Origin of the sequence: Microbacterium suwonense (genome assembly GCF_030296555.1) — a bacterium.
Taxonomy (GTDB): Bacteria; Actinomycetota; Actinomycetes; order Actinomycetales; family Microbacteriaceae; genus Microbacterium; species Microbacterium suwonense.
In genome coordinates, this window is record NZ_AP027728.1 from 1,367,795 (window position 1) to 1,393,614 (window position 25,820).

Below are 25,820 nucleotides of genomic sequence, written 5' to 3' on the forward strand. Positions count from 1 at the left end.
TCGACGACGCAGACGGATGCTATGAGGCGAGCCCCATCGCATCCATGCGTCGGGCGTGCGCGCCCATGAGCTCGGTGTAGACCGGCTCGATGCGCTTGTCGTCGGCATCCAGACGCCCCGGACGCAGCGCGTCGCGGCAGACCAGCAGTGTGTCGCCGACCAGACGGCGTCCCCGCATCGACAGCAGCGAACGCCATTCGCTGTCGCTCTCGATGGTCTGCTGGATTATCGAGACGATCTCGTCACCGGCATCCGGCTGGCGCAGGATCTCTGCGACCCGCTCGCCGGTCTCGCCGTAACTGGAGGCCAGCGCCAGGTAGAAGTCGTCCAGCATGCCTGCGGTGAGGTAGACCGCCAGCAGCGTCTCCTCCTGGCGTTCGCCGATCGTCTTGCGCCGGAAGTCGTCGAGGTTCTCGCGGAACGGCAGCATCACCTCCGTGGGATCCTCACCCTGATCGGCGATGACCTCGACGATGCCGCGGTGCTTGTCCAGCGCCGCACCCGCCGCGCGCGAGAGGGCTTCCTTCCGGGCGAGCTCGGCGGTGCCACGGATGCCGCGGCTGAGCGTCTCGAAGTATCCCAGCTGCAGATACGCGGCTTGCCCGAGGAAGCGATTCAGCTCGGGCGCCAGCTCGGCGAAGTCGACGCGCTGCGCACCCCCGTTGTCCCCACGACTGCGCAGCGTCAGGGTGCGCCGCTGAGGCTTGCGCTTCCAGAACCAGTTGACCACCCGCCCAGACTACTCGGAGCCGTCTGCTGTGCCGCAGACAGCACCTCCGCTAGGCTTGTGCTGTCCTGCCATCGGAGCAGGGCCCCGCGCCTGTGGCAGAAGTTGACGGCGTGGATCCGTTACGAGGCGCCGCTCGCGCATGGCAGACAGCCGCGCACGCGCCGGACAGGCAAAGACATACTGTGACTTCATTCGCTGATCTCGGAATCGATCAGGACATCCTCGATGCCCTCGCCGCGAAGGGCATCGTCGACGCGTTCCCCATCCAGGAGCAGACCATTCCCCTCGGCCTTCCCGGCCAGGACATCATCGGCCAGGCCAAGACCGGAACGGGAAAGACCTTCGGCTTCGGCATCCCGGTGGTGCAGCGACTGGGCCAGAATCCCGAGCCAGGCGTCAAGGCGCTCATCGTCGTGCCGACCCGCGAGCTCGCGGTGCAGGTGTACGAGGACATCGACATGCTCACCTCCAACCGCTCCACGAGCGTGGTCGCGATCTACGGCGGCAAGGCCTACGAGGGGCAGATCGACCAGCTCAAGGCCGGCGCGCAGATCGTGGTCGGCACCCCCGGTCGCCTGATCGACCTGGCCGGCCAGCGTCTGCTGGATCTGTCGAACGCGACGGAGGTCGTGCTGGACGAGGCCGACAAGATGCTGGATCTGGGCTTCCTCGCCGACATCGAGAAGATCTTCTCCAAGGTGCCGCCGGTGCGTCACACCCAGCTGTTCTCGGCGACCATGCCCGGACCGATCGTCGCCCTGGCGCGTCGGTTCATGAACAACCCGATCCACATCCGTGCCAACGATCCCGACGAGGGTCTGACCCAGGCGAACATCAAGCACATCGTCTACCGGGCGCACTCGCTGGACAAGGACGAGATCATCGCCCGCATCCTGCAGGCCGAGGGCCGCGGCAAGACCGTGATCTTCACCCGCACCAAGCGCGCGGCGCAGCGACTGGTCGACGAGCTCGGCGACCGCGGCTTCAACGTCGGCGGTGTGCACGGCGACATGGGCCAGGAGCAGCGCGAGCGCTCGATGGCCGCGTTCAAGGCCGGCAAGCGCGATGTGCTCGTGGCCACCGACGTCGCCGCCCGCGGCATCGACGTCGACGATGTGACACACGTGATCAACCACACGATCCCCGACGAGGACAAGACGTACCTGCACCGTGCCGGTCGTACGGGTCGCGCGGGCAAGACTGGCATCGCCGTCACGTTCGTCGACTGGGAGGACCTGCACAAGTGGGCCCTGATCAACCGCGCGCTGGACTTCGGTCAGCCCGAGCCCGTCGAGACCTACTCCTCCAGCCCGCACCTGTACAGCGACCTGAACATCCCGGAGGGCACCAAGGGTCGCCTGGTGACCGCCCCCAAGGCGGAGAAGTCGTCCTCTGAGCGGCGTCAGCGTCAGCCGCAGAAGGCGGCGGATGCCGCGGCCGAGGGCACCGATGAGGGGACCACCCGTCGTCGGCGTCGTCGCCGTCGGGGCTCCGAGGCCGAGAAGGTCGGTGCGACGTTCACCGAGGGCGCGGAGCAGCAGGCATCCGCTTCCGCCGACGGCGCTGCCGCCGAGCGCGACGCGGAGGGAGCGGGCACGCACGACGGCGATGCCACCCGCGAGCACCGCGACGGCAAGCCCGCCCCGCAGCGCCGCCGTCGTCGCCGCCGCTCGGGCGGTGCCGCCCCCACCGGGGCCTGATCCGTCGAGGGGCTCGCCGATGCGGGCCCCTCACCTGTTTCACCCCGCTCACGTGTCACAACACGCCGCAACACCCCACCACGTCACCGCGTGTCGCGCCACCCGAACGGACGGATGCAGCACCGTGCGCCGTAGGAGCGCCAAGAGCCTCGAGGTGTCACGGCCTCCGCAGCTCAGGGCCCCCGCAGCTCACGGCGTCCGCAGCTCAGGGCGTCCGCGGCTCCGAGCCGGTCGCGCGCTCGATGATGCGGGAGACCATCTCGTCGGAGGTGGTGTTCTCGCCGGGAAGATTCGGCTTGCCCGCCCCGTGGTAGTCACTCGACCCGGTGACGATCAGGTCGTGCCGGGCGGCGATCTTGCGCAGCATCCGCTTGCCATCCTCGGTGTTCTCGCGATGACCGATCTCCAGGCCGCCGAGACCCTCGGCGATCAGCCGCTCCAGGTACGCGACCGGCATCATCCGATCCCGCCCCGAGGTCGCCGGATGGGCGATGACCGCCACTCCCCCGCCCGGGTGATCAGCCGCACCACGGTCAGCGGATCGGGGGCGTAGTGCGGCTCGTAATACCCGGCTCTGGGATGCAGGATGCCGTCGAACGCCTCTGATCGGTCACCGACGATGCCGGCGGCCACCAGGGCGTCGGCGATGTGCGGACGCCCGATGGTGGCATCCGGCGTGGTGTGCTCCAGGACGTCCTGCCAGCGGAGGTCGTAGTCGCGGCCGATGCTGCGCACGATCCGCTCGGCACGTCCCACGCGGTCCCGGCGGATGCGATCGGTCTCGGCGACCAGTGCGGGATCGGTCGGATCGAAGAGGTAGCCCAGCACGTGCACGCTTCGCCAATCGTGCCGGGCCGAGAACTCGATGCCGCCCAGGAACGTCATTCCCCGCGACACGGCGGCATCGCCCGCCTCGCCCCACCCGGTCGTGCGGTCGTGATCGGTGAGCGCCAGAGTGCGGATGCCGTGGGCCTGAGCCTGACGGACGACCTCCGCAGGCGTCTCGGTGCCATCGGAGTGGTTGGAATGCAGGTGCAGGTCACTCGGACCGGTGACGGTGGAGTGCACGCCCTGGGTCATGCTCCGAGCGTACCGCCAGGGGCGTCACAGCAGATTCCCCTAGGCTTTCCACGATGCTACGTCTGGTCGGAATCCTCATCACGGTGCTCTTCGCGATCGCGACCGCCATTCTCGTCTGGCCGCAGTTCTTCCAGCTCGAGAACACGTTCCCGATCGCGCAGATCATCGCTTCGAGAGCGCTCGTGCTGGGCGGCTTCGTCGTCGTGATGATCCTGGCCCTACTGATGATGCTCGCCAGGCCCATGCGCGGATTCGCGGCATCCATCCTCATCGTCGCCCTGCTCGGCGCCGGAGCCACGGCCGTCGTCGGCGGGCTGCGCGGAGCCGGCACCGGCTCGCTGCCGGCGAAGACCGACACGGCGCTGCGGGTGCTCACCTGGAACACGAACGGCGCAGCGGTGTCGGCGGAGCGCATCGCGCAGGTGATCGATGAGCAGCAGGTGGACATCGTCACCCTCCCAGAGACCTCGGAAGAGGTCGGCGAGCAGATCGCGATCCGGATGCGCGAGGCGGGCAGTCCGATGTGGGTGCACCACGTGAACATCCGTCCCGACGTGCCCAACGGGCCGCAGGCGTGGCAGACGACCATCCTCATCTCCGCCGAGCTGGGCGAGTACTCGGTGATCGCCTCCTCGCGCGACGGCTCGAGCAACACCACCTCGGTGCCCAGCGCGGTCGCGATGCCGGTGGACGGCACCGGTCCGACGATCGTCGCGGTGCACGCTGTGGCGCCGCGTGAGAAGGCGATGAGCCGCTGGCGCGCCGACCTGGCCTGGGTCGCCGATCAGTGCCCCGCTGGCGACTTCATCCTTGCGGGAGACTTCAACGCCACTCTGGATCACATGGCACGTCTGGGTTCGGACGGCGGAACGATGGGGCGCTGCCAGGATGCGGCCAGCACCACCGGTAACGGGATGCTGGGCACCTGGCCCGCCGATGTGCCGGCGCTGCTGGGTGCGCCGATCGACCACATCATGGCGAGCGAGAACTGGCGGGCAACCGGTTCGGAGGTGCTCCCGGATGCCGGTGGCAGCGACCACCGCGCCCTGGTGGCGCAGCTGGAGCCCGCGACGTAGCACGCGCGCGGCGACGATCCCCAGCATCCGTGTCGGACGGGGATGCGACAATGGAGCACATGACCAGTGCACAGAACGACACCGTCGTCGAGACCCCCGTCGAGGCCGTCGTCGAGGACAAGAATCCCCGAAAGCAGCCCTTCCCGCAGGGCTTCCTGAACACGATCTCCACCGGATGGGCCGACCGGCCGGAATCCCTGCCCTCGGCCCGCCCGCATGCCGCCTTCGCGTCCGCTCGTCGCGAGAAGGTCTCCGCAGCGTTCCCCGGAAAGCGCCTCGTCGTGCCGGCTGGATCCTTCAAGCAGCGCAGCAACGACACCGACTACCCGTTCCGGGCGCACTCGGCGTTCCTGCACCTGACCGGCTGGGAGAACGACGCCGAACCGGATTCGATGCTGGTGTTCGAGCCGCGGTCCTCCGACGCCGAGGATGCCGGCCATGACGTCACCCTGTACTTCCGCGAGCGCGCCGACCGCAGCACCAGCGAGTTCTATTCGGATGCCACCATCGGCGAGTTCTGGATCGGGCCGCGACCGTCATTGGACGGTGTCGCCGCCGATCTGGCCGTGCCCACCGCGCACATCGACTCCTTCCTCTCGGGAGATGACGATCTCGTCGTCGGCGAGGACGATGAGCTCACCCGCTTCGTCTCCGAGCTGCGCCTGGTGAAGGACGAGTTCGAGATCGCCGAGATGCGCCGCGCGGTGGCGGTCACGGCATCCGGGTTCGACGACATCATCCGCGACTTCGACCGGGCCGTCGCGCATCCGCGCGGCGAGCGCATCGTCGAGGGCGTCTTCCACCAGCGCGCCCGCAGCGACGGCAACTGGGAAGGCTACGACACGATCGCGGCATCCGGTCACCACGCCTGCTACCTGCACTGGACCCGCAATGACGGCGCGGTGGTGCCGGGCGACCTGATCCTGATCGATGCCGGTGTCGAGGTCGACAGCCAGTACACCGCCGACATCACCCGCACGCTGCCGGTTAACGGCAGGTTCTCCGACGTGCAGCGCCGGGTCTACGAGGTGGTGCTCGAGGCCGCGGATGCCGCGTTCGCCGCCGCCAAGCCGGGTGTGCGCTTCCGTGAGGTGCATGAGGCGGCGATGCAGGTCATCGCCGCGCGCACGGCCGAATGGGGTCTGCTGCCGGTGAGCGCGCAGGAGGCGTTGGATGCCGACAACGGCGGCCAGCACCGGCGGTACATGGTGCACGGCACCAGCCACCACCTCGGGATCGATGTGCACGACTGCGCGCAGGCGCGCCGCGAGATGTACTACGACGGCATCCTCGAGGCGGGCATGGTGTTCACGATCGAGCCGGGCCTGTACTTCCAGATCGACGACCTGACCGTTCCGGAAGAGCTGCGCGGCATCGGCGTGCGCATCGAGGACGACATCCTGATGACCGCAGACGGCCCCGTGAACCTCTCCGCCGACATCCCCCGCACCGCTGACGACGTCGAGGCGTGGATCGCCCGGCTGAAGGGTTGATCATGGCATTCGGTTTCGCGGGACTGCATCTGTTCATCGGTGTCTTCTTCTACCTGATCGCGATCGCGGTCATCGGGGCGCTCGTCTACTTCGCAGTGCGCCTGGCTGTGACGCACGCGCTCAAGACGCACACTCGCTGGCTGGATCAGGGCAAACCGTAGGGTGACGATATGCCCATGACTGCCGCAGCAGTGCGGAGATGATGTCGGCGTCAAGGGCCTGTCCGTGCCCCGGGACGTGTCCGACCATATGGGCATGCGACAAGAGCACCGATGCCGGGCGCGGCGCGCAGAGCTCCTGAACGAGAGCAGCTACAGGCCCCGCGCATGCAGCGCTGCGCGGAGTCCGTCGACGCCTGTGAAGTGGTGAGTCCGGATGCCGAGCACGTCGGCACCGACGAGCTTGGAGGCCGAATCGTCGGTGAAGAACACTTCGTCAGGCATCAGCCCCAACGCATCGAGCACGTGCTGGAAGATGCGCACATCGGGCTTGGCGAACCCGATCTCGGCGGAGTTGAACACGGTGTCGACGTGACGATCGATGCCCGACTCGCACAGCTCGGCGGGAATCGTGTCCGTGCCGTTGGTGAGGATTGCCGTGCGGATGCCCGCTGCGCGCAGTTCATCGCTGAGCGCCAGCATTCCGGCATCCGGGACAGACGGATGCCGACCCCACTCCTCCGCCGCCCGCGGGTTCCCCAGCTGCTCCCCCACGCTCCGCACCCAGGCGGACCGGCTCAAGCGGCCGGTCACGACCTGGTCGAGCAGCTCGGGCGCGAATGCCGCCCGGTGCACGCTGCCCTCGGGCAGCCCGTGCTGCTCTTCGATCGCGGCGACGTGCGCAGGATCGAAATGCCGCAGGACCCCATCCAGGTCGAAGACGACGGCGCGGATCATGATCTCAGCATGCCACTCGCCGCCGGCTGCGTCGGTCACGCAGAAGACGCACCTCGGAGGTGCCCGTCCAGCGATCGGAAGACGACATCCGAGCCGCCTTCCCACGACGGGACGGGGTCCGGCTGCCCGGGCACCGGCTGATCTGTTCATCCGGCCAATATCGCTCGGGTCACCGACATCGGCAGCGAGGACAGCACCCGTTCGACCGGAGATGTACAAGAGCGCTTCACGATGTCGGCGACGCCGCATACGATTCGACTGTGGAATGCCTGCGCGAGATCAACGACACTCGCATCTTCGTCGACGAACGCGGTCCCGCCGACGGCCAACCGCTGCTGTTCATCCATGGCGGCCCGGGCAACCCCTCCTGGGACTTCATGGCGAGTGTCGGCGACCTCCTCGCCGAGCAGGGCGTGCGCGTGATCGGCGTCGACCAGCGCGGCGTGCTGCGATCCGACGACCTGCCCGCAGAGCCGCCGTTGAGCGTCGATCTGCTGATCCGTGACTTCGAGCAGCTTCGCGAGGCGCTCGGCGTGGAGCGCTGGACGATCATCGGGCACTCCTCCGGCGGCGCCTATGCGCTCGACTATGCGCTGCGACATCCCGAGCGCATCAGCGGCCTGATCCTGGACTGCCCGGCACTGGACACCGACGCCACGGACCGGTACCGGCTGCCGAGGGCAGCGGCGATGCTCGACGACGTCGGCGCTGCGGATGCCGCAGCGGAATGCCGCCGTCTGGCCGGACTTGAGCGTCGGCTGACCGGAGAGGATCGCACGTGGGAGGCGATGCTGCCGCTCGGCGATCGCTACCTCGACCTGTTCTTCCACGACGCGCTGACGCGTGCCCGGTACGACGAGGTGATGAACGCCGCGCCCGAGGGGCTGGACTGGGGCAAGGGGATGGCGCATCTGGCGCTCATCGGCGAGATGTACACGGATCGGCGCCCCGCGCTCCGGTCTCTGCAGGTGCCCTCCATGCTGATCCACGGCGAGGACGACCTGGTGGCGCCGCCGGTCGTCGTGGACGCATATCGCGAGCTCACCGGTGGCGAGGTCGCGACGGTCGCGGATGCCGGTCACTTCGCCTTCGTCGAGCAGCCGTCGTCATATGTGGAACAGATCGCGCGCTTCATCGGCCAGCAGTAGCGGTCGCGCCCGTGCGCGGCCGGGCGTGGCCGGGCGTGGCCGGGCGTGGCCGTGGAGATCCCCGCTTCGTTATGTGTTCGTTACCTGCCACAGTCAGGGACGGCTCGAATCTTCATTCGAATGTCGGAGGCCCCTCGCACAATGGACGCATGGCCCTCTTCAGCGAGATCGAGCACCAGGTCGCAGTCCTGCGCGACCTGATCGGCGCTGAGGTGTCTCCTCGGAACTGACGTCGCGGATGTCGGTGCTCGGCGCGGACAAGCTCGTGGATGCGGTGACCGCAGCCTCTGACCTCATGCGGGCAGCCGAGCGGATCAGCATCGTCGGAGCCGGAATCGCGGCAGCCCGCTCGACCCGGGACGCGGGGCAGGATGGACTCGCCCAGGAGCGTGGGCACCGCACGTCGGCCGGGCTCGTGCAGGACATCGCCGGGATCAGTCGCACCGAGGCGCAGCGGCGAGTTCGACTTGGGCTGTCGCTGTTGGAAGCCGATCCTTCGGCCGCAGGCAACGGTGACGCTGCGGAATCCGAGTTCGGGGATGAAGGCCGTGCGGCACGCCGTCCCTGGCATGCCGTTCTCTCCGAGGCGATGCTGCAGGGCCTGATCTCCCCGCACAGCAGGACACGATCCAGCGCGGTCTCGGACACCCCGTCGACGACGGATCGGATGCACACACGGCCTGGGTCGCAGCAGCCGAGCAGCTGATCGACGAAGCCGCACAGCGGACCGTCGAGGAGCTGCGGATCCAGTCACGGGCGCTCCGCGACCAGCTCGACCCCGAAGGCGCCGAGCGCCGCTTCGCGGAGCGCTACGAGCGGCGGTCGTTCCGGATCTGGACGGATGCCGACGGCGTCGAGCGCGGACGCATCGACTTCGAGGACGAGGGCGGCGCATGGGTTCGTGCCATCCGCGATGCGGCTCTGCGTCCTCGGCGTGGCGGGCCGCGGTTCGTCGATTCGGCTGAGGCGGAGCAGGCCCGAAATCTGGCAGCGGACGCACGCACGAACGATCAGCTGAGCTACGACCTGTTCCTGGACGTGCTGCGCGCCGGCGCACTCGCCGACGCCGCCTCCGTCTTCGGCACCCGCCAGGCCGGTGTGCGGATCGTGCAGGTCGTGGACACCGCCGCTGAGGCCGTCAGTGTGCGCACCGAGGATTACGGACTATCGCTGCCCTTCACCGCTGCCGTGCAGCACGTCTGCGAGACCGGAACAGTGACCGTCACCGTCGATTCCACGGGGAATCCGCTGGATGTGGGCCGAGAACACAGGCTCTACACTCCTCGTCAACGTATCGCGCTCGCGATCCGTGATGGCGGATGCCGGTGGAAGGGATGCGACAGGCCCGCTTCGTATTGCGAAGCCCATCACATCGATGAATGGCAGGCGGATAAGGGTCGGACGGATATCGATCGCGGCATCCTGCTGTGTCGCCACCATCATGCGCAGCTCCACCACAACCGCTGGCGTATAACGCGCGACGGGAAGGAAGATTTCCTCTTGCATCCGCCGGGCGACGCACCGCCCATTCCCCTTCGACCCCGCGCAGTGCTCGTTGCCGCCTGGGCGGGAATCGACCCTCCGCCGAAGAGATTCCGCCCGGAGGCCGCATGAGAGCGGACGCCACGTGACGGCAGACATCACGTGAGAACGAATGCATCGTGAGAACGGATACCTCGTGAGAACGGATACATCGTGAGAACGGATACATCGTGAGAACGGATGCGCATGAACGCGGCTGCACCATGGAGCGGAGACCGCGCGGAGACAGACACCACGCGGAGGCAGACACCACGCGGAAGCAGACGCCGCATCATCAGAACGAGCACCGCATGAATCGGACACCGGACGGAAGCGGACACCACGCGGAAGCAGACATCACACGAGAGCAGACACCACGCGGAAGTGGACACCACACGAGAGCAGACACCGCGCGAGAACGGGCGCCACATGAGAACGGACCCCGCATACGAGTGAACTCCGCAGGAGAGAAGATACGCGGGCGACGACGATCCGGAGTCGGCAGCTCGACGATCGCCTGTGCACGCAGGCTATCGTGGCTCACGTGTCGAGCAGCAGACGGCTTCTGGCCGCTTTCGCGGTCGCGTCCTCGTGCCTCGCGTGCCTGTGGCTCTGGGCGGAGTCCGTCGATCGGCGATCCAGTAACCGATGGCTCGGAAGTCCCGCGGAGCCTCGTCTCTCTCGGGCATGCAGGGCGACACAGACGTCTCGCGACTCACAGGCATCGACCGACCCACGAGCGTCCAGCAGCCCACACGCGTCCATCAGTTCACGGACATTCAGCAGCCCCCAGACCTCCACCGACCCTCGAGAGTGCGACCGCGCGGCGGACGACGCGCTCCGCTCGGGCTCGGACGCCACGCCCGGACGCACCCACGCGGTCGTCGTGCTCGGCTACGGCAATCGCGGCGAGCGCGCCAACTTCGTCAACCGCTTCCGCGTACGCGCAGGAATCCGCTCGCTCGACCCGACAGCCGCCCGGAACCTGCTCGTGCTCTGCGGCGGCCCTGTCCACAGCACCACGCCCGAGGCCACGATCATGCAGCGCTGCGCGCGCGACCTCGGCTTCCGCGGTGCCATCGAGCTGGAGACCGCGAGCCGTTCCACGTGGGAGAACATCACCAACGCGATCCCGATGATCGAACATGCGGACACGATCGCCATCGTCTCCAACGCCCCGCACGCCGAACGCGGTCGCGAGATCCTCTGGCGACAGCGCCCTGACCTTGCCGCGCGACTGGTGCGCGGCGCTGAGCACCGCTTCGGCACAACGCCGGTGATGACGATCCTGGGAGCCCTGCGTGTGGTGCAGGCGAAGCTGACCGGCGAATGGGATGCCGCAGCTCGCCGCCGCTGACGGCCGCCGCTCAGCTGGATGCGTCGGCCACTCATCACCAGATCGTGGCTCAGCGGCAGAGAGCCGAGCCAGGCCAGGCTGGACGCGGACAGGTGATCCCGCCACCACACCAGCCCCTCGGACGCGTCGTCTGCGATGCGTGGCAGGAAATCGTCCCAGTTGCCGCGCACGTTCACCGCGCACACCTCACGGCACAGTCGTACCGCCGCTTCGCCGCGCGGCCCTTGCCCGCCGTGTCGCCGAGGTTGATGATCTGCTCGATCCCGCGCGCGGATGTCGGCGAGCACCGCCTCGAGCGCTCCGAGATTCCCGTGCACGTCGGAGATGAGCGCGATGCGATCCGTCATCACACCATCGTGTCACGCCCCCGGCTCAGCGAGCGGCGGCCTCCAGGAGGAACGCCGTCACCGCCGGCGCCACCGACGCACCGACCTCGTCCGCCGGACGCTTGCGGCCCTTCACCTCGAACGAGTGCCCACCGCCCTCGAACCACGCGATCCGGGCATCCTGGCACGACGCGACCGCGGCCTCCAGCTGGGACAGCGGCTGCACGAACGGATCCTTCGTGCCCTCCACGAACAGCTGAGGCGGACTCACGGCCGGCAGATGCTCGACGCGCGGCTTCTCGGGCTTCCCCGGCGGATGTAGCGGATAGCCGAGGTACACCAGAGCATCGACGTCGAGCCCCTCGGCGACCGCCATCGACGCCATCCGTCCCCCGTACGACTTGCCGCAGACGAAAACCGGCGCACCCGGTGCATCGGCGCGAATCCGCTCGACCACCGCCCGCCAGGTGAGGATGGCATGTGCCGCCGGTCCTGGCATGCGCCTACCGGCCTCCGAGTAGGGGAAATTGAAGCGCACGGTGCTGAAGCCGTCATCGCGCAGCGCGCGGGCGAAGCCGATCAGAAACGGATGGTCCAGCTGCGTGCCCGCGCCGTGCGCGATCGGAACCACGCCACGGGAGTCGGCAGCGGCGCGCTCCCAGACAGCGGAGACCTGCACGATGCCTGCAGGCAGCCCCACCGGGATCATCATGCGCTCTCCCGGGAGAACGGCATCCGCACCACCTCACCGCGGCGGGCGCGCACCGTTCCGACGATCACGACCACCAGGTGCACGATGCACACCAGCGCGTACAGCACGATCGGGATGCCCTGCGGGAAGAAGCCGGATACCGCATCCGCGGACGTCGTGAGCCTCACCAGCCCGATGATCAGCTGGATCACCAGCAGTCCGGTGGACGAGACCAGGAAGATCGCACCCCAGCGTCGCGCCGAGGCCGCGTTGGCCTTCGCGAGCGGCCCCTGGCGGGACAGCGAACCGTACGCAGCCACCATCGCCCCGCCCGCCGCGAGAGAGCCGAGCATGGGCACGGGAAGCAGGATCAGCAGCCCCAGCGCCCACGCCGAGACGCCGGTCGCCTCTTGGTCGCGCCCGGTCACCGCGCCTCGGGCTCGGTGCCGTCGCGCTGGGCGGGCTGCGCATCAGCGCCCTGCTCGGGTGCAGCGCCCTGCTGGGCGGCATCCGCGGCATCCGCGGCATCCGCTTCCCCGACCTCGGGCTCAGCGGTGCGCACCTGCGCACTCGGGTCCGCGGGGGCGTCTCCCGCACCGCCGGCGGAGTCTGCTCGCCGGCATCCGATCCCGGCACCGGAATCCGCTCCCCGTACTGCGGTGGCTTGCTCAGGTCGACAGCCGGTCGCGGCGTCACGGTGCGCTCCGCACCCATCACCTCACGCGCCTTCGCCAGCGACGCCGGCTGCACGCGCACCTCGTAATGATCGGCGAGCATCTGCGTCATACTGGCGAAGTCACGTCGACGACGCACGATCGAGTACGTGACCAGGCTCATGATCATGCCCAGCGCGACGCCGATCAGGATGAACCCGAGGAACAGCGAGACCGGCGCCTCCGAATTGCCGAACAGCATGATCGCCGAGAGCACCAGGCCGATCAGCACGCCGTTGATCGCCCCTGAGCGCGCCGCTGCGGCATAGCCGAGCTTGCCGGTCACCCGCTCGACCGTGCGCACACCCTGCCCCACGATCGCGATGTCGCGCGCCGGGATCTCGCCGGCGATCAGCTTCGACACGGTCTTCTGCGCGACCTCGTAGTCGCGCGTCGACGCGACCATCTCGCCGAGGTCGGTGCCGTTCGCCGGCCGGTTCATCATGCTCATCGTCCTATTGTCCCAGAGCGCCCTGTGCCGGTCATCCGAAGCCTCTCCAGGGGCGGGCGCGGACTACGCTGGGACTGTGAGCACACAACGGGTCTTCGTCGCGCGCCTGGCCGGCTGCGCCGTCTTCGACCCCGTGGGCGACCGGCTCGGAAAAGTCCGCGACGTCGTCATGGTGTACCGCAAAACCGCCGCCCCGCGCGTGATCGGCCTGGTCGTGGAGATCCCGGGGCGCCGGCACGTCTTCCTCTCCATCGGCCGGGTCACCTCGATCCGCGCCGGCCAGGTGATCACCACCGGCCTGATCAACGTCCGCCGCTTCCAGCCCCGCCCCGGCGAAGTGCGCGTGCTCGCCGAGTACCTGGGGCGCCGCGTCAGACTGACCGACGGCAGCGGCACGGCCGTCGTCGAGGACGCCGCGATCGAGCAAGACAGGCACGGCGAGTGGGCGATCGCCCAGCTTTTCCTGCGCAAGGCGAAGACGAGCGCCTCGCCGTTCGCCAAGGGTCCGACCACGTTCGCGAACTGGAACGAGGTCGCCGAGCAGCAGCAGCCGGGTGAGGCCCAGTCGGCGGAGCAGCTGGTCGCCACCTACTCCGAGCTGCACGCCGCCGACCTCGCCACCACTCTGCTGGATCTGCCCGAGCAGCGCATGTTCGAGGTCGCCGAGGAGCTGCCTGACGAGCGCCTGGCCGACGCGCTGGAGGAGATGCCCGAGGACGAGCAGGTCGGCATCCTCGACCGCCTCGGCGACGAGCGCGCCGCCGACGTGCTCGACGAGATGGAGCCCGACGACGCCGCCGACCTGCTCGCCCAGCTTCCCCCGGAGCGACTCGAGCAGCTGCTGGCACTGATGGAGCCCGAGGAGGCGGACGACGTGCGCATGCTGCTGCGCTACGGCCCCGACACCGCGGGCGGGCTGATGACCACCGAGCCGATCATCCTCTCCGCCGACGCCACCGTGGCCGAGGCGCTGGCACTGATCCGGCGCCACGAGCTGCACCCGGCACTCGCCGCCGCCGTGTTCGTCACGCTCCCTCCCTTTGAGACCCCCACCGGCCGTCTGCTGGGCGTGGTCCACTTCCAGCGGATGCTGCGCTATCCCCCGCACGAGCGGCTCGGCGCGATCCTCGACGACAACCTCGAGCCGGTGTCGGTCACGGCATCCGCCGCGGAGGCGGCCCGGATGCTCGCCAGCTACGACCTGGTCTCGCTCCCGGTCATCGACGTCGCACACCGTCTGGTCGGCGCGATCAGCGTCGACGACGTGCTGGACTATCTGCTGCCGGACGATTGGCGAACCCAGGACGTCGATGAGACTGACACGGCCGCACAGACAGAGACTGCGGCAGAGAGCACCGGCGAGACGAGCGGGACGCGATGATGGCCCGCACGCCCCGCCTGGACACACCGCTCGGTCGCGCCAGCGTCGTCCGCACCCCGACCCCGTCCCGCGACAGGTTCGGCCGCTTCACCGAATGGGTGGCCCGAGCGATGGGAACCCCCGCGTTCCTGGTGATCCTCACCCTGTTCTGCGCCGCGTGGCTCGGCTGGAACACGCTCATGCCGAACGAGGTGCGCTTCGACGACGCCGCCCTCGGCTTCACCGCCCTCACCCTGATGCTCTCGCTGCAGGCCTCGTACGCGGCGCCGCTGATCCTGCTCGCGCAGAACAGGCAGGACGACCGCGACCGCGTGCAGATCGAGCAGGACCGACAGCGCGCGGAACGCAATCTGGCCGACACCGAATACCTGGCGCGCGAGATCGTCGCACTGCGCATGGCGCTGGAGGAGCGACTCTCGCAGTCGGTCACCCGAGACGTGCTGCGTCAGGAGCTGAAGACCCTGCTCGCCGAGCTCGAGAAGGAGCCGGCCGCGACCGACGAGGGTACGCCATGAGCCTTGCGGATCAGGTGCGCACCGCGGTCTCGGCCGTCACCGACCCCGAGCTGCGCCGCCCCATCGGTGACATCGACATGGTGCGGCAGATCACCGTCGAAGACGGCACGGCGCACGTGTGGATCGTGCTCACGATCGTGGGATGCCCGGCCGCTCAGCGCATCGAGCAGGACGTGCGGGATGCCGCGGCATCCGTCGCCGGCATCACCGACGTGATCGTGGAAGTCGGCGTGATGACGCCGTTCGAGCGCCGCGCGCTCACCGCCAAGCTGCGCGACGGACGCGCCGCACGGCAGATGCCGTTCGGACCGGACTCGCTCACCCGGGTGATCCTCGTCACCAGCGGCAAGGGCGGCGTCGGCAAGTCGACGGTCACTGCGAACCTGGCCGTCGCCCTCGCCCAGCAGGGGCTGCGAGTGGGGCTGGTGGATGCCGACGTGCACGGTTTCTCGATCCCGGGCCTGCTCGGGATCCCCGCCGGAACCCAGCCGACCCGGATCGACGACATGATGCTGCCACCGGTCGCACACGATGTGAAGGCCGTCTCGATCGGCATGTTCCTGCGCGAGGAGAATCCGTCGTCGCGTGGCGCGGGCCCATGCTGCACCGCACCGTGAAGCAGTTCCTCACCGACGTGTTCTTCGGCGACCTGGACGTGCTGCTGATCGACATGCCGCCCGGCACCGGCGACATCGCCATCTCCATCGGGCAGATCCTGCCGCACGCCGAGGTGCTCGTGGTGACCACGCCGCAGCCGGCCGCCTCGGACGTGGCGATCCGCAGCGGGCTGGTGGCCCGCCGCACCGGTCAGCACGTGATCGGCGTGGTGGAGAACATGGCCGCGTACACCCTCCCGGACGGCACGGTGATCGATCTGTTCGGCTCCGGAGGGGGTGCCGAGGTGGCCAAGGCGCTCAGCGCTCCCGGCGATCACGGTTCCCCCGCCTCGGAAGTGCCGCTGCTGGCATCCATCCCGCTCAGCCCTGCTCTGCGGATCGGCGGCGATGCGGGCATGCCTGTGGTGCTGGATCAGCCCGAGGATCCCGCGGCGCACGCCATCATCGAGCTCGCACACACCATCGCGCACCGCGGTCGCGGGCTGGCAGGACGCTCGCTGCCGATGCAGCTGAGCTGACCGGCTGCGGGCGGATGCTGCGGGACGGCGTGATGCGGCGGGACGGCGAGGCCCCGTGACTGCCGCGCGGGCTCAGGTCGCTTCGACGTCGAACGGCGGCGGCGTGGTGCGGGTGAAGACCTCGCGGACCGCCGACGGCCGCGCAGGAGCGGGTTCGACCGGATCGGTCGTGACCGCGGGTGCCGCCGGAGCGGTGTCGAACTCGGGCTCCTCGAACAGCGCATCGCGGATGATCCGGCGCGGGTCGTACTGGCGCGGATCGAGCTTGCGCCAGTCCACCTCGTCGATCTCCGGACCGAGCTCGTCCTTCATCTTCGTCTTGGTGTCGCGCAGGTACTCGGCCGCTTGGCGAGTGAACCTTCTGAAGGCCTCTGCCGCCTTCGGCAGACGCTCGGGACCGATGATGAGCACAGCGACAATGCCGATCAGCAGCAGCTTGTCCATGTCCAGGCCCCAATTCATCCCCCTAGGCTACCCGCCGCGCCTCCCCTCGCGATGCATCGTCGGCGCTTACGCTGTCAGTGACCCCGTCTTCAGGAGAACCCCATGAGCGAACACGACGCGAACGCCCGATTCGCACGCGAGACCATCGTGGAGCCCGCATCGATCTCCCGTGCCCGCACGCACGCACTCGAACTGGGCGCGACCCCGATCAGTCCGGGTGTGGGCGCACAGTACGCGGTGCTCGCCGCAGCTGTCAACGCGCGCTCCATCATCGAGATCGGCACCGGTGCCGGGGTGTCCGGGCTGTGGCTGCTCCGGGGCGCCCCGAATGCGGTGCTCACCACGATCGACAACGAACCCGAGCATCTGGCTGCCGCGCGGCAGTCGTTCGCCGAAGCCAAGATCCCCGCCGCACGGGCGCGATTCATCACCGGCCGTGCCGCAGATGTGCTGCCGCGCATGAACGAGGGCTCATACGACATCGTGCTCATCGATGCCGATGCCGAGAACGTGATCGAATATGTCGAGCACGGACTGCGCCTGGTGCGCCCGGGCGGACTGGTGCTCGTGCCCCGCGTCCTGGCTGGCGGTCGCGTCGCCGATCCCGTGCAGCGCGACGCGATCACCTCCGCCTACCGCTCCCTCGTGCAGGAGACCCAGGAGTCCTCCGCGGTGCTCGCCGCGCTCTCCACCACCGGTGAGGGGCTGCTGCAGCTCGCCCGGGTCGCCGGCTGACGCGACGCCGCCCGCAGACGCAGAAGAGGGGCGATGGATGATTCCATCGCCCCTCCTGTGCTCTCGTGGCTCAGGCCGCAGTCACGACGGCACCCAGCACGTCGTGAAGCTCCTTCGCCTCGGCATCGTTCACGGAGACGACCAGGCGTCCGCCTCCTTCGAGCGGAACGCGCACGATGATGAGACGCCCCTCCTTCACGGCCTCCATCGGCCCGTCGCCGGTCCTCGGCTTCATCGCTGCCATCGTGGCTTCCTTTCCCTCGGTGGTATGCACCAAGTTTATCCCGCGCGGGCCCGCGAAGAGTGTTGGGGCGACACAATCGCCGGTCAGGCGGCCTGTGCGGTCGCTTGGAGCCGGCTATGGAACCTGGTAGAAGGTCCGAGCAAGCCCATACATCGACAGGATCCAGAGCCACTGCGTGAGCAGGCACAGCCCCAGCATCGTCCAGCGGTACGACCGCGAGCGCGGCACTGCCAGCGCACCCCACAGCGGCGTCAGCGGCATGAGCAGCCGCAGGGTGCTGGACTGAGGAAGAACACCGCGACCAGGTACAGCAGGTAGCTCGTGCTCCACAGCCGGATCTCCACACCCAGCCGTCGCACCGATCGCGATCTCAGCAGCAGCGTCGCCGCCCCGACCAGAAGCGCGCCCAGCAGGACCCAGCCCGTCCAGGCCGGCAGCCCCGCCTGCCCCGCCCAGAACTCGGCGCCGCGCACGAATCCCTCGAACGGGAGGAAGTGCTCACTGGGATCGGGCAGCCAGTTGCGCCGCCAGGACAGCTCGGTCTTCAGATAGGCATCCCCGTCGCCGGTGACGACCCCGGCGATCACCTGCCATGCGAATCCCACGACCGTTGCCAGCGCGCCGAGCATCACGATGTGCACCGCATGGCGCGCCGGCAGCGCCTCACGATCACGCCGCATCCAGCGCAGCACGCCGTGCAGGCCAAGGAACAGGGCGAAGGCGAGAATGCCGGGACGGGTGAAGCCCATCACCGGCAGCACCAGGTAGAGCCAGCCATAGCGACGCCGCGCCACCAGGTCGAGCGCGATCAGCAGCAGCAAGGTGAACAGCGCCTCGGCGTACCCCACCTGGAACAGCGCCGCCAGTGGGCCGCTGGCGAAGAACGCCACCGCCCACAGGGCGGCTGTGGAGCCGATGCGCGCACGCAGCAGCCGGTGCAGCATGAGGCATGCCAGAAAACCGGAGACGAGGGAGACGACCAGTGCGCCCGCCGCCCAGTCACCGAGACCGATCGCATTCGACACGTATGCGTACACCGGCATGAACGCCCAGGCGTTCTCTGCAACGTCGCCGGATGCGGTCGTCGGCAGCACCGCCGGGTAGCCGTTGACCGCCACCCACCAGTACCACTGCGCGTCCCAGCCAAGCACGAAGTCGCGCAGGCTGGGTGTCAGGCCGAACCGGGAGAGCGAGCTGGACGCCCCTGCCGCCATCAGCAGGAGACCGGTCGTGACCAGCCGTGCCAGCAGATAGATCAGTGCGATCCGGCCGACGACCGGCATCCGCGCCCAGCGGCGCAGCCCCGCGATCAGGATGCCGTGAGCCACGCTCGCAGCCCGCGCTCTACCTCGTCGATCTGCGCCAGCGGCACCCGCTCCTCATCGTGATGTGCGAGGTGCGGGTCGCCCGGACCGTAGTTCACCGCCGGCACCCCCATCGCCGAGAAGCGCGCCACGTCGGTCCAGCCGTACTTGGCGTGAGCCTCGCCTCCCACCGCTGCGAGGAAGCGCTGAGCGATCGGGGCGTCCAGTCCGGGGCGGGCTCCGGGAGCGGCATCCGTGATCTCCACCTCGAAGCCGTCGAAGGCGGCGCGCACGTGCGCCTCGGCATCCGCCACGCTCTTGCTGGGCGCGAAACGATAGTTCACCTCGATCTCGCACAGATCGGGGATCACATTCCCGGCGACGCCGCCGTGGATGCTGACCGCGTTCAGCCCCTCCCGGTAGCCGAGCCCCTCCACAGTGATCTCACGAGCCCGGTACTGAGCCAGGCGGGTGAGGATCGGAGCGGCCCCGTGGATGGCGTTCTCCCCGACCCAGGAGCGCGCGCTGTGCGCACGCACGCCGCGAGTGCGGATGACGGCGCGCATGGTGCCGTTGCAGCCGCCCTCGACGCATCCGTCCGAGGGCTCACCGAGGATCGCGAAGTCGGCGGCGAACAGATCGGGGCGGGCGGATGCCAGCAGGAACAGCCCGTTCTGGGACTCGTCCACCTCTTCGTTGTCGTACCACATCCAGGTGATGTCGACCGCCGGCGCCGACAGCTCCGCAGCGAGCTTGAGCTGCACGGCGACGCCGGCTTTCATGTCCACCGTCCCCCGCCCCCACAGGTGCGGGACCCCGTCGACGTCGATGTCACGCGTGGGCACGTTGCCGTTGATCGGAACCGTGTCGATGTGCCCGGCGATGACGACGCGCTGCGGACGCCCCAGGTCGGTGCGAGCCACGATCGTGTTGCCGTGCCGGGTCACCTCCAGGTGCGGGTACGCGCTCACCGTCTGCTCGATCTCGTCGGCGAGCACTGCCTCACTTCCGGAGACGCTGGGGATGCCGCAGATGACGCGTGCGATGTCGGCAGAGGACGCAGTCAGATCGAGCACCATGTCTCCACACTAATCCGTGCGTCACATCCGTCCGGTGCGCATGTCCGGTCGCGCTAGCGTTGCAGGATGAGCACTGCGCGCACAGTCTGGGGGCGGGACTCCAAACCATCGCCTCCGATGGCACCGTCCTGGACGCCTGGTTCCCCGAACTCGGCTTCGGTGAGTCGGATGCGAGGGAATCCGCCGCCTCGGCCGCGACGCGGGAGGCGTTCACGGGGGTCGACGATCGACGCGGCGTGCGCGTGGAACAGATTGCGCTGAGCATCGACCCGGATGCGCCGGTCGCCTCCACTGCGGATGCCTATCTTCGACTGCATGCGCTCTCGCATCTGCTGATCCGGCCGAACGAGCTGAACCTCGACGGCATTTTCGGCCATCTGCCCATCAATGCCTGGACGAATGCCGGTCCGATGCTCCCGGCCGATGCCACACGGCTGCGACCGCTGCTGCAGCGTCACGGCATCCAGGTGCAGGGGCTGGACAAGTTCCCCCGGCTCACCGATTATGTGCAGCCCGCGGGCGTGCGCATCGGCGACGCCTCCCGGGTGCGGTTGGGCGCGCACCTCTCCCCCGGCACCACGGTCATGCACGAGGGCTTCGTGAACTTCAATGCCGGGACGCTCGGCGCCTCGATGGTCGAGGGCCGCATCTCGCAGGGAGTCGTGGTCGGCGACGGCAGCGACATCGGCGGCGGCGCCTCGATCATGGGCACGCTCTCCGGCGGCGGAACGCATCGCATCTCGATCGGTGCCCGCACGCTGCTCGGAGCGAACTCCGGCATCGGAATCTCGCTCGGCGACGACTGCATCGTCGAGGCCGGGCTGTACCTCACCGCCGGCACCAAGGTGCTGCTCGTCGACGCCGCGCCCACCGCAGAGGGTTCCGGGCAGTCGGTGAAGGCGGCGACCCTCTCCGGACAGGACGGCCTGCTGTTCCGGCGCAATTCCCTCACCGGCGCCGTCGAGGCCGTCCGACGCTCGGGGCACGGTGTGGTGCTCAACGACGTACTGCACGCCTGAGCTCCGCGACACCCCGTCCTTTCGCCGAGACCCCGTCCTGTCGCCGAGACCCCGCCTGGGCAGCGCGCAGAGCACGGGGTCTCGGCGGGAAGCCGGGGTATCGGCATACGCTCAGATGCGGTCCTGCGACACTGCTAGTGTTGACCTGACGCTCCTCGCGAAGCGAGACGTCTGCGTCGTCGACACACTTCCGCACCGGCATCCGGCGGCGGTCACATCTCGAGCGGCGAAACGATGCGCGAACCCGCGCCGTCGCCCCCTTTCCGCAGATTCCTGCGCTTTCCCCGGAGATACATCCATGCCTACCTTCCTCGATCTCGGCGTGCCCGCCGCCCTCGCGAACGTCCTCGCCGCCGACGGCAAGACCGAAGCGTTCGCCATCCAGCGCGACACCCTCCCCGATTCCCTCGCCGGTCGCGACCTGCTCGGCCGCGGCCGCACCGGCAGCGGCAAGACGATCGCCTTCGCGCTGCCCCTCGTGGCGCGCCTGGCGGCATCCGCAGCCCAGCGTCGCCCCGGCCACCCACGCGGCCTCGTGCTGGCACCCACCCGCGAGCTGGCCTCGCAGATCGCCGCCGTCGTCGCCCCCTCGCCGCAGCCGTCGGCCTGCGCGTCACCACCGTCTTCGGCGGGGTGAGCCAGCGGCCGCAGGAGCAGGCGATGCGTTCCGGCGTCGACATCGTCGTGGCCTGCCCCGGCCGTCTCGAAGACCTCATGAAGCAGCGGATCGTCGCACTCGACGCCGTCGAGATCGCCGTGCTCGACGAAGCCGACCACATGGCTGACCTGGGCTTCCTGCCCGGAGTCACCCGCATCCTCACGGCCACCCCGTCGCGCGGACAGCGGCTGCTGTTCAGCGCCACACTGGACCGCGGCATCGACGCGCTCGCGAAGCGCTTCCTGCACAACCCGGTCAGTCACGAGGTGGACGAGGCCAGCGTGCCCGTGGGCGAGATGACGCACCGCGTGCTCGTCGCGGCGGATGCCGATGCCAAGAAGAAGCTCGTGGAGGATCTCGCATCGGGTCGGGGCCGCCGCATCCTGTTCACCCGCACCAAGCACCACGCGAAGAAGCTCGCCAAGCAGCTGACCTCTGCGGGCATCCCCGCCGTCGATCTGCACGGCAACCTCGGCCAGAACGCCCGCGAGCGCAACCTCGCCGCATTCGGCGCCGACATCGCCGACGGCGGCGTGCGCGTGCTGGTGGCCACCGACGTCGCCGCGCGCGGCGTGCATGTGGACGACGTCGAGCTGGTCGTACACGTCGACCCGCCCGTCGAGCACAAGGCCTACCTGCACCGCTCCGGACGCACCGCACGCGCCGGTGCCGCCGGCACCGTCGTCACGCTCACGCTCCCCGAGCAGCGTCGCGACGTGAAGGACATCCTGCGCAAAGCGCAGATCGCCGTCGGCCTGGAGGACGTCACCCCGGCGATCGTCGCCGAGCTCGTCGGCGAGCGTGCCGCGAAGGTGAAGTACGTGCCAGCGCAGCCTCAGCCGCAGGGCAAGCCGAAAGCCAAGTCCTCCGGTCAGGGCCACGGCAACGCCCAGGCCGCAGGATCCGGCCGCGGACGCTCCGGTGGCCGTGGCGGCCGGGCGGGCGCTCGGGGCCAGTCCGGTGCCGCAGCACGTGATCAGGCCCAGCCGCGTCAGCGCGGCACCGGTCAGGGTCAGTCCCGCCGCACCGCGCAGGTGTACACCACGACATCCGGCGCTCCTGCGGCTTCGCAGGGTCGTCCGCGTAGCGCCGGCTCGCGCCGTGCCAGCCGCCCGCAGGGAAACTGACCCGGAACACCTGCACGACCACGCAACACCTGCACGGCTGAAGTGATCTGAGGTCAGCCCTCGAGCGCCTTGGCTCGCGCCGCGGTGTGCTCGGCATCCGAGATCACACCGCGTGCATGCAGATCGTCCAACTCGGCGAGTCGCTGCTCGATCGACGGGCGTTCCGGCACCGCATCCGTCGGACGCAGCAGCGCGCTCCGACCGACCTGGGCCGCGATCTGCGTGTCCATGGTCAGCGGATCGTAACCGGCCTGCTTGGCGACGTTCCACTTGCGCACCGCGACGACGATGATGAAGATCAGGACGCCGGCGAACAGCAGCCCGAACAGGACGAACACCACGCTCAGATCGGGGCCGGTGTCGAGGAAGACGTCATCCATGAGCACACCCTATGCCGACGGCATGGATGCAGCGGTCAGCGGCGCGGGAATTCCCGCTCGGCGGATCCGGTGTACAGCTGCTGCGGACGGCCGATCTTGGTCTGCGGGTCCAGACTCAGCTCGCGCCACTGGGCCAGCCAGCCGGGCAGCCGGCCGATCGCGAACAGCACGGTGAACATGCGCGTGGGGAAGCCCATCGCCTTGTAGATCACGCCGGTGTAGAAGTCGACGTTCGGGTACAGACGACGCTCCTTGAAGTAGTCGTCGGCGAGGGCGATCTCCTCGAGCTCCTTGGCGAGGTCGAGGAGCGGGTCGGTCACCCCGAGCTCGGAGAGCACCTCATCGGCGGCCTCCTTGACGAGCTTGGCGCGCGGGTCGTAGTTCTTGTAGACCCGGTGGCCGAAGCCCATCAGCTTGACGCCCTCCTCCTTGTTCTTCACCCGCTCCACGAAGCGCTGCACGCTCTGGCCCGACTCGCGGATCTGCCCGAGCATGGTCAGCACGGCCTCGTTCGCACCGCCGTGCAGGGGGCCCGAGAGCGCCTGGATGCCGGCGGAGATGGAGGCGAACTGGTTCGCGCCGGTGGAGCCGACCAGGCGGACGGTGGACGTGGAGGCGTTCTGCTCGTGGTCCTCGTGCAGGATCAGCAGCAGTTCGAGCGCCTTGGACATCACCGGGTTGATCTCGTACGGCTCGGAGTTCACGCCGAAGTTGAGCTTGAGGAAGTTGTCGACGAAGCTCAGCGAGTTGTCGGGGTACAGGAAGGCCTGGCCGACGCTCTTCTTGTGCGCGTACGCCGCGATGACCGGAAGCTTGGCGAGCATGCGAACCATGTTCAGTTCGACGTGCTCGGGGTTGTTCGGGTCGGTCTGTCCCTCGTAGTACGTCGAGAGCGCGGCGACGGCGGAGGAGAGCACCGACATGGGGTGCGCGGTGTGCGGCAGCGCCGTGAAGAAGTGCTTGAGGTCCTCGTGCAGCAGGGTGTGGCGGCGGATGCGCTCGTCGAAGTCTGCGAGCTCGACGGCGGTCGGCAGCTCGCCGTAGATGAGCAGCCACGCCACCTCTAGGTAGCTGCAGTTCTTCGCGATCTGCTCGATCGGGTATCCGCGATAGCGCAGGATCCCCTTGTCGCCGTCGATGAAGGTGATCGCAGACTTGGTGGAGGCGGTGTTCACGAAGCCGTAGTCGAGCCCGGTGTAGCCGGTCTGGCGGGTCAGCGTGGAGAAGTCGATGCTCCCCGCCCCACCGGTGGATGGCAGCAGCGGGAACTCCGCGGTCGTGTCGCCGATCGAAAGAGTCGCCTTGTCCGGCTGAGCTGAGCTCACGCCAACCTCCTGCTGCGTCTGTGTCGTCGTGGACGATGTGGGGCGCAGAGCGCCTGCCGGGATCGGCCGCATCGCCTTTACAGCCTAGCGGCGCCCTGGGCCTACTGTGACATCCACCAAAAGACACACGATTCCGCTACGGATGTCAACAAAGATGCCCGGTGCGCGCAGAGCGCTCAGTGAGCGGATGCCGCCAGTCGGGCTGCCGCCGCCTCGACGCGCTCCAGCGGCGCAGTCAGCGAGACGCGGATGTGATCGGCGGAGTGGTCGCCGTAGAAATGTCCGGGGCCCGCCAGGATACCGAGATCGGCGAGCCGCGCCATCGACTCCCAGGCGTCCCGCCCCTCGGTGATCCACAGGTACAGTCCGGCCTCGGAGCCGTCGATGCGGAATCCCGCCGCCTTCAGGGCTGGCACCAGCAGTTCGCGGCGCCTGCGGTAGAGCTCCTTCTGCGCGGCCACGTGCGCCTCGTCGCGCAGCGCGACGGCCATCGCGTGCTGCACGGGCGCCGGTGGCATGAGGCCGAGATGCTTGCGGGCCGTCAACAGCTCTCCCACCACTCGCGCGCACCCGGCGACCAGAGCCGCCCGGTAGCCGGCCAGGTTGGACTGCTTGCTGAGCGAGTACACGCTGAGCAGGCCCGATCTGGTGCCGCCGGTGACCCGCGGATCGAGCACGGAGGGGATGCGCTCGGTCGCCCACGGGCCCTCCCAGCCGAGCTCGGCGTAGCACTCGTCGCTGGCCAGTACGGCGCCCAGCTCGCGGGCGCGCCGCACCGCAGCGGAGAGCTCATCGACGCTCCAGGTGCGGCCGTCAGGGTTCCCCGGGCTGTTGATCCAGATCAGCCGGGTGCCGTCAGGCCAGTCAGCCGGGTCATCGAGGGCGAGCGGAGTCGCGCCGGCGACGGTCGCGCCGACCGCGTACGTCGGATAGGCGATCCGCGGATGCACGACGATGTCGCCCTCGCCGAGACCGAGCAACGTGGGCAGCAGCGCGACGAGCTCTTTGGAGCCGATCGTGGGGAGCACGTTCGCGACGGCGAGATCCGGCACCCCGCGACGGCGGGCGTACCAGTCGACGATCGCCTCGCGCAGCGCGGGGGTGCCCACCGTCTGCGGGTACGCGTGCGCATCGGTGGCCTCGGCCAGCGCGGCGCGGATCACCTCCGGCGTCGGATCGACCGGTGAGCCGATCGACAGATCGGCGATCCCGTCGGGATGCGCAGCCGCACGCTCCCGGTAGGGCTCGACCGCGTCCCAGGGATAGTTCGCGAGATCGCGGACGCTCACTCA

The 25,820-nt window shown here is 68.9% G+C and carries 25 protein-coding genes and 4 pseudogenes; 15 read left to right on the plus strand and 14 right to left on the minus strand.

Translation table 11 applies throughout. The annotated features are described in order from the left end of the window. Nucleotides 1-19: 19 nt before the first annotated feature. Nucleotides 20-730: a ferritin-like fold-containing protein gene (locus tag QUE33_RS06905; RefSeq protein WP_286302718.1), complete on the minus strand. Its 711-nt coding sequence runs from the start codon at nucleotides 728-730 to the stop codon at nucleotides 20-22. A 182-nt stretch (nucleotides 731-912) separates the two neighbouring features. Between QUE33_RS06905 and QUE33_RS06910 the strand changes: the two genes are divergently transcribed. Then, on the plus strand, nucleotides 913-2,430 hold the full coding sequence (locus QUE33_RS06910; protein ID WP_286302719.1) for a DEAD/DEAH box helicase: 1,518 nt from the start codon (nucleotides 913-915) through the stop codon (nucleotides 2,428-2,430). Nucleotides 2,431-2,635: 205 nt separating this feature from the next. Here the strand turns inward: QUE33_RS06910 and QUE33_RS06915 are convergent. Further along, nucleotides 2,636-3,510, minus strand: a pseudogene (locus tag QUE33_RS06915) (PHP domain-containing protein). 53 nt (nucleotides 3,511-3,563) lie between these two features. Between QUE33_RS06915 and QUE33_RS06920 the strand changes: the two are divergent. Genes QUE33_RS06920 through QUE33_RS06930 form a run of 3 tightly spaced genes read left to right on the plus strand, consistent with a single transcriptional unit; the run spans nucleotide 3,564 to nucleotide 6,240 of the window. Beyond that, nucleotides 3,564-4,586, plus strand: a complete 1,023-nt coding sequence (locus QUE33_RS06920) for an endonuclease/exonuclease/phosphatase family protein (RefSeq protein ID WP_286302720.1) — start codon at nucleotides 3,564-3,566, stop codon at nucleotides 4,584-4,586. Between the two features lie 59 nt (nucleotides 4,587-4,645). Then, nucleotides 4,646-6,079 carry an aminopeptidase P family protein gene (locus tag QUE33_RS06925; protein ID WP_286302722.1) on the plus strand — a complete coding sequence of 478 codons (1,434 nt, stop codon included), beginning with the start codon at nucleotides 4,646-4,648 and terminating at the stop codon, nucleotides 6,077-6,079. 2 nt (nucleotides 6,080-6,081) lie between these two features. Beyond that, nucleotides 6,082-6,240 carry a hypothetical protein gene (locus QUE33_RS06930; protein ID WP_286302724.1) on the plus strand — a complete coding sequence of 53 codons (159 nt, stop codon included), beginning with the start codon at nucleotides 6,082-6,084 and terminating at the stop codon, nucleotides 6,238-6,240. A 150-nt stretch (nucleotides 6,241-6,390) separates the two neighbouring features. Here QUE33_RS06930 and QUE33_RS06935 read toward each other — a convergent pair whose 3' ends face one another. Further along, entirely contained in the window at nucleotides 6,391-7,014 is a 624-nt protein-coding gene (locus QUE33_RS06935) for an HAD family hydrolase (protein WP_286302726.1), read from the minus strand. 221 nt (nucleotides 7,015-7,235) lie between these two features. Between QUE33_RS06935 and QUE33_RS06940 the strand changes: the two genes are divergently transcribed. The 4 genes from QUE33_RS06940 to QUE33_RS06955 all read left to right on the plus strand — a co-directional run bounded on the left by QUE33_RS06940 (nucleotide 7,236) and on the right by QUE33_RS06955 (nucleotide 11,001). Continuing rightward, nucleotides 7,236-8,123: an alpha/beta fold hydrolase gene (locus QUE33_RS06940; protein ID WP_286302728.1), complete on the plus strand. Its 888-nt coding sequence runs from the start codon at nucleotides 7,236-7,238 to the stop codon at nucleotides 8,121-8,123. A gap of 244 nt (nucleotides 8,124-8,367) precedes the next feature. Then, nucleotides 8,368-8,829 carry a hypothetical protein gene (locus QUE33_RS06945; RefSeq protein ID WP_286302730.1) on the plus strand — a complete coding sequence of 154 codons (462 nt, stop codon included), beginning with the start codon at nucleotides 8,368-8,370 and terminating at the stop codon, nucleotides 8,827-8,829. Nucleotides 8,830-8,867: 38 nt separating this feature from the next. Further along, nucleotides 8,868-9,737 (plus strand): HNH endonuclease signature motif containing protein, encoded by an 870-nt coding sequence (locus tag QUE33_RS06950; RefSeq protein WP_434019625.1) that lies wholly within the window; start codon nucleotides 8,868-8,870, stop codon nucleotides 9,735-9,737. A 793-nt stretch (nucleotides 9,738-10,530) separates the two neighbouring features. Further along, entirely contained in the window at nucleotides 10,531-11,001 is a 471-nt protein-coding gene (locus QUE33_RS06955; protein WP_286302731.1) for a YdcF family protein, read from the plus strand. A gap of 372 nt (nucleotides 11,002-11,373) precedes the next feature. On the opposite strand, the gene QUE33_RS06960 is transcribed toward QUE33_RS06955, so the two are convergent. Genes QUE33_RS06960 through QUE33_RS06970 form a run of 3 tightly spaced genes read right to left on the minus strand, consistent with a single transcriptional unit; the run spans nucleotide 11,374 to nucleotide 12,580 of the window. Next, the gene (locus QUE33_RS06960) at nucleotides 11,374-12,036 is read right to left on the minus strand and encodes an alpha/beta hydrolase family protein (protein WP_286303092.1); all 663 of its coding nucleotides are present in this window, start codon (nucleotides 12,034-12,036) and stop codon (nucleotides 11,374-11,376) included. Continuing rightward, nucleotides 12,036-12,446, minus strand: a complete 411-nt coding sequence (locus QUE33_RS06965; RefSeq protein ID WP_286302733.1) for a magnetosome magnetite crystal formation protein family — start codon at nucleotides 12,444-12,446, stop codon at nucleotides 12,036-12,038. Before QUE33_RS06965 ends, QUE33_RS06960 begins: the two co-directional genes overlap by 1 nt. Continuing rightward, nucleotides 12,443-12,580: a hypothetical protein gene (locus QUE33_RS06970; protein ID WP_286302735.1), complete on the minus strand. Its 138-nt coding sequence runs from the start codon at nucleotides 12,578-12,580 to the stop codon at nucleotides 12,443-12,445. Before QUE33_RS06970 ends, QUE33_RS06965 begins: the two co-directional genes overlap by 4 nt. 261 nt (nucleotides 12,581-12,841) lie before the next feature. On the opposite strand from QUE33_RS06970, the gene QUE33_RS06975 reads away from it, so the two are divergent. Further along, nucleotides 12,842-13,000 carry a hypothetical protein gene (locus QUE33_RS06975; protein WP_286302737.1) on the plus strand — a complete coding sequence of 53 codons (159 nt, stop codon included), beginning with the start codon at nucleotides 12,842-12,844 and terminating at the stop codon, nucleotides 12,998-13,000. On the opposite strand, the pseudogene QUE33_RS16120 reads toward QUE33_RS06975, so the two are convergent. Then, nucleotides 12,934-13,182 (minus strand): annotated as a pseudogene (locus QUE33_RS16120) (YflT domain-containing protein); the annotation flags it as partial. The gene QUE33_RS06975 and the pseudogene QUE33_RS16120 sit on opposite strands and share 67 nt — an antisense overlap. Nucleotides 13,183-13,258: 76 nt before the next feature. Between QUE33_RS16120 and QUE33_RS06980 the strand changes: the two are divergent. From QUE33_RS06980 to QUE33_RS06990, 3 genes and pseudogenes are all read left to right on the plus strand, one after another. Beyond that, entirely contained in the window at nucleotides 13,259-14,563 is a 1,305-nt protein-coding gene (locus tag QUE33_RS06980; RefSeq protein WP_286302738.1) for a magnesium transporter MgtE N-terminal domain-containing protein, read from the plus strand. Then, nucleotides 14,563-15,078: a DUF1003 domain-containing protein gene (locus QUE33_RS06985; RefSeq protein WP_286303094.1), complete on the plus strand. Its 516-nt coding sequence runs from the start codon at nucleotides 14,563-14,565 to the stop codon at nucleotides 15,076-15,078. Before QUE33_RS06980 ends, QUE33_RS06985 begins: the two co-directional genes overlap by 1 nt. Next, nucleotides 15,075-16,213: pseudogene (locus QUE33_RS06990) on the plus strand (Mrp/NBP35 family ATP-binding protein). Before QUE33_RS06985 ends, QUE33_RS06990 begins: the two are co-directional and overlap by 4 nt. Before the next feature lie 72 nt (nucleotides 16,214-16,285). Here QUE33_RS06990 and QUE33_RS06995 read toward each other — a convergent pair. After that, entirely contained in the window at nucleotides 16,286-16,675 is a 390-nt protein-coding gene (locus QUE33_RS06995; RefSeq protein WP_286302739.1) for a twin-arginine translocase TatA/TatE family subunit, read from the minus strand. An 84-nt stretch (nucleotides 16,676-16,759) separates the two neighbouring features. On the opposite strand from QUE33_RS06995, the gene QUE33_RS07000 reads away from it, so the two are divergent. Then, nucleotides 16,760-17,392, plus strand: a complete 633-nt coding sequence (locus QUE33_RS07000) for an O-methyltransferase (protein ID WP_286302740.1) — start codon at nucleotides 16,760-16,762, stop codon at nucleotides 17,390-17,392. 70 nt (nucleotides 17,393-17,462) lie between these two features. Here QUE33_RS07000 and QUE33_RS07005 read toward each other — a convergent pair whose 3' ends face one another. From QUE33_RS07005 to dapE, 3 genes are all read right to left on the minus strand, one after another. Then, on the minus strand, nucleotides 17,463-17,636 hold the full coding sequence (locus QUE33_RS07005) for a DUF3117 domain-containing protein (RefSeq protein ID WP_286302741.1): 174 nt from the start codon (nucleotides 17,634-17,636) through the stop codon (nucleotides 17,463-17,465). 251 nt (nucleotides 17,637-17,887) lie between these two features. After that, on the minus strand, nucleotides 17,888-18,964 hold the full coding sequence (locus QUE33_RS07010) for a hypothetical protein (protein WP_286302743.1): 1,077 nt from the start codon (nucleotides 18,962-18,964) through the stop codon (nucleotides 17,888-17,890). After that, nucleotides 18,946-20,019, minus strand: a complete 1,074-nt coding sequence (gene dapE, locus QUE33_RS07015) for a succinyl-diaminopimelate desuccinylase (RefSeq protein ID WP_286302744.1) — start codon at nucleotides 20,017-20,019, stop codon at nucleotides 18,946-18,948. The genes QUE33_RS07010 and dapE overlap by 19 nt, the downstream gene beginning before the upstream one ends. Before the next feature lie 59 nt (nucleotides 20,020-20,078). Here dapE and dapD point away from each other — a divergent pair, with 59 nt between their 5' ends. Then, nucleotides 20,079-21,038, plus strand: coding sequence for a 2,3,4,5-tetrahydropyridine-2,6-dicarboxylate N-succinyltransferase (gene dapD, locus QUE33_RS07020; RefSeq protein ID WP_286302746.1), 960 nt, complete (start codon nucleotides 20,079-20,081; stop codon nucleotides 21,036-21,038). Nucleotides 21,039-21,336: 298 nt separating this feature from the next. Continuing rightward, nucleotides 21,337-22,823: pseudogene (locus tag QUE33_RS07025) on the plus strand (DEAD/DEAH box helicase). Nucleotides 22,824-22,876: 53 nt separating this feature from the next. On the opposite strand, the gene QUE33_RS07030 reads toward QUE33_RS07025, so the two are convergent. From QUE33_RS07030 to dapC, 3 genes are all read right to left on the minus strand, one after another. Next, nucleotides 22,877-23,203, minus strand: a complete 327-nt coding sequence (locus tag QUE33_RS07030) for an SHOCT domain-containing protein (RefSeq protein ID WP_286302747.1) — start codon at nucleotides 23,201-23,203, stop codon at nucleotides 22,877-22,879. Between the two features lie 35 nt (nucleotides 23,204-23,238). Further along, entirely contained in the window at nucleotides 23,239-24,528 is a 1,290-nt protein-coding gene (locus QUE33_RS07035; RefSeq protein ID WP_286302748.1) for a citrate synthase, read from the minus strand. A 176-nt stretch (nucleotides 24,529-24,704) separates the two neighbouring features. Further along, complete coding sequence (gene dapC, locus QUE33_RS07040; protein WP_286302749.1) at nucleotides 24,705-25,817, minus strand: succinyldiaminopimelate transaminase; 1,113 nt, start codon at nucleotides 25,815-25,817, stop codon at nucleotides 24,705-24,707. Nucleotides 25,818-25,820: the final 3 nt, after the last annotated feature.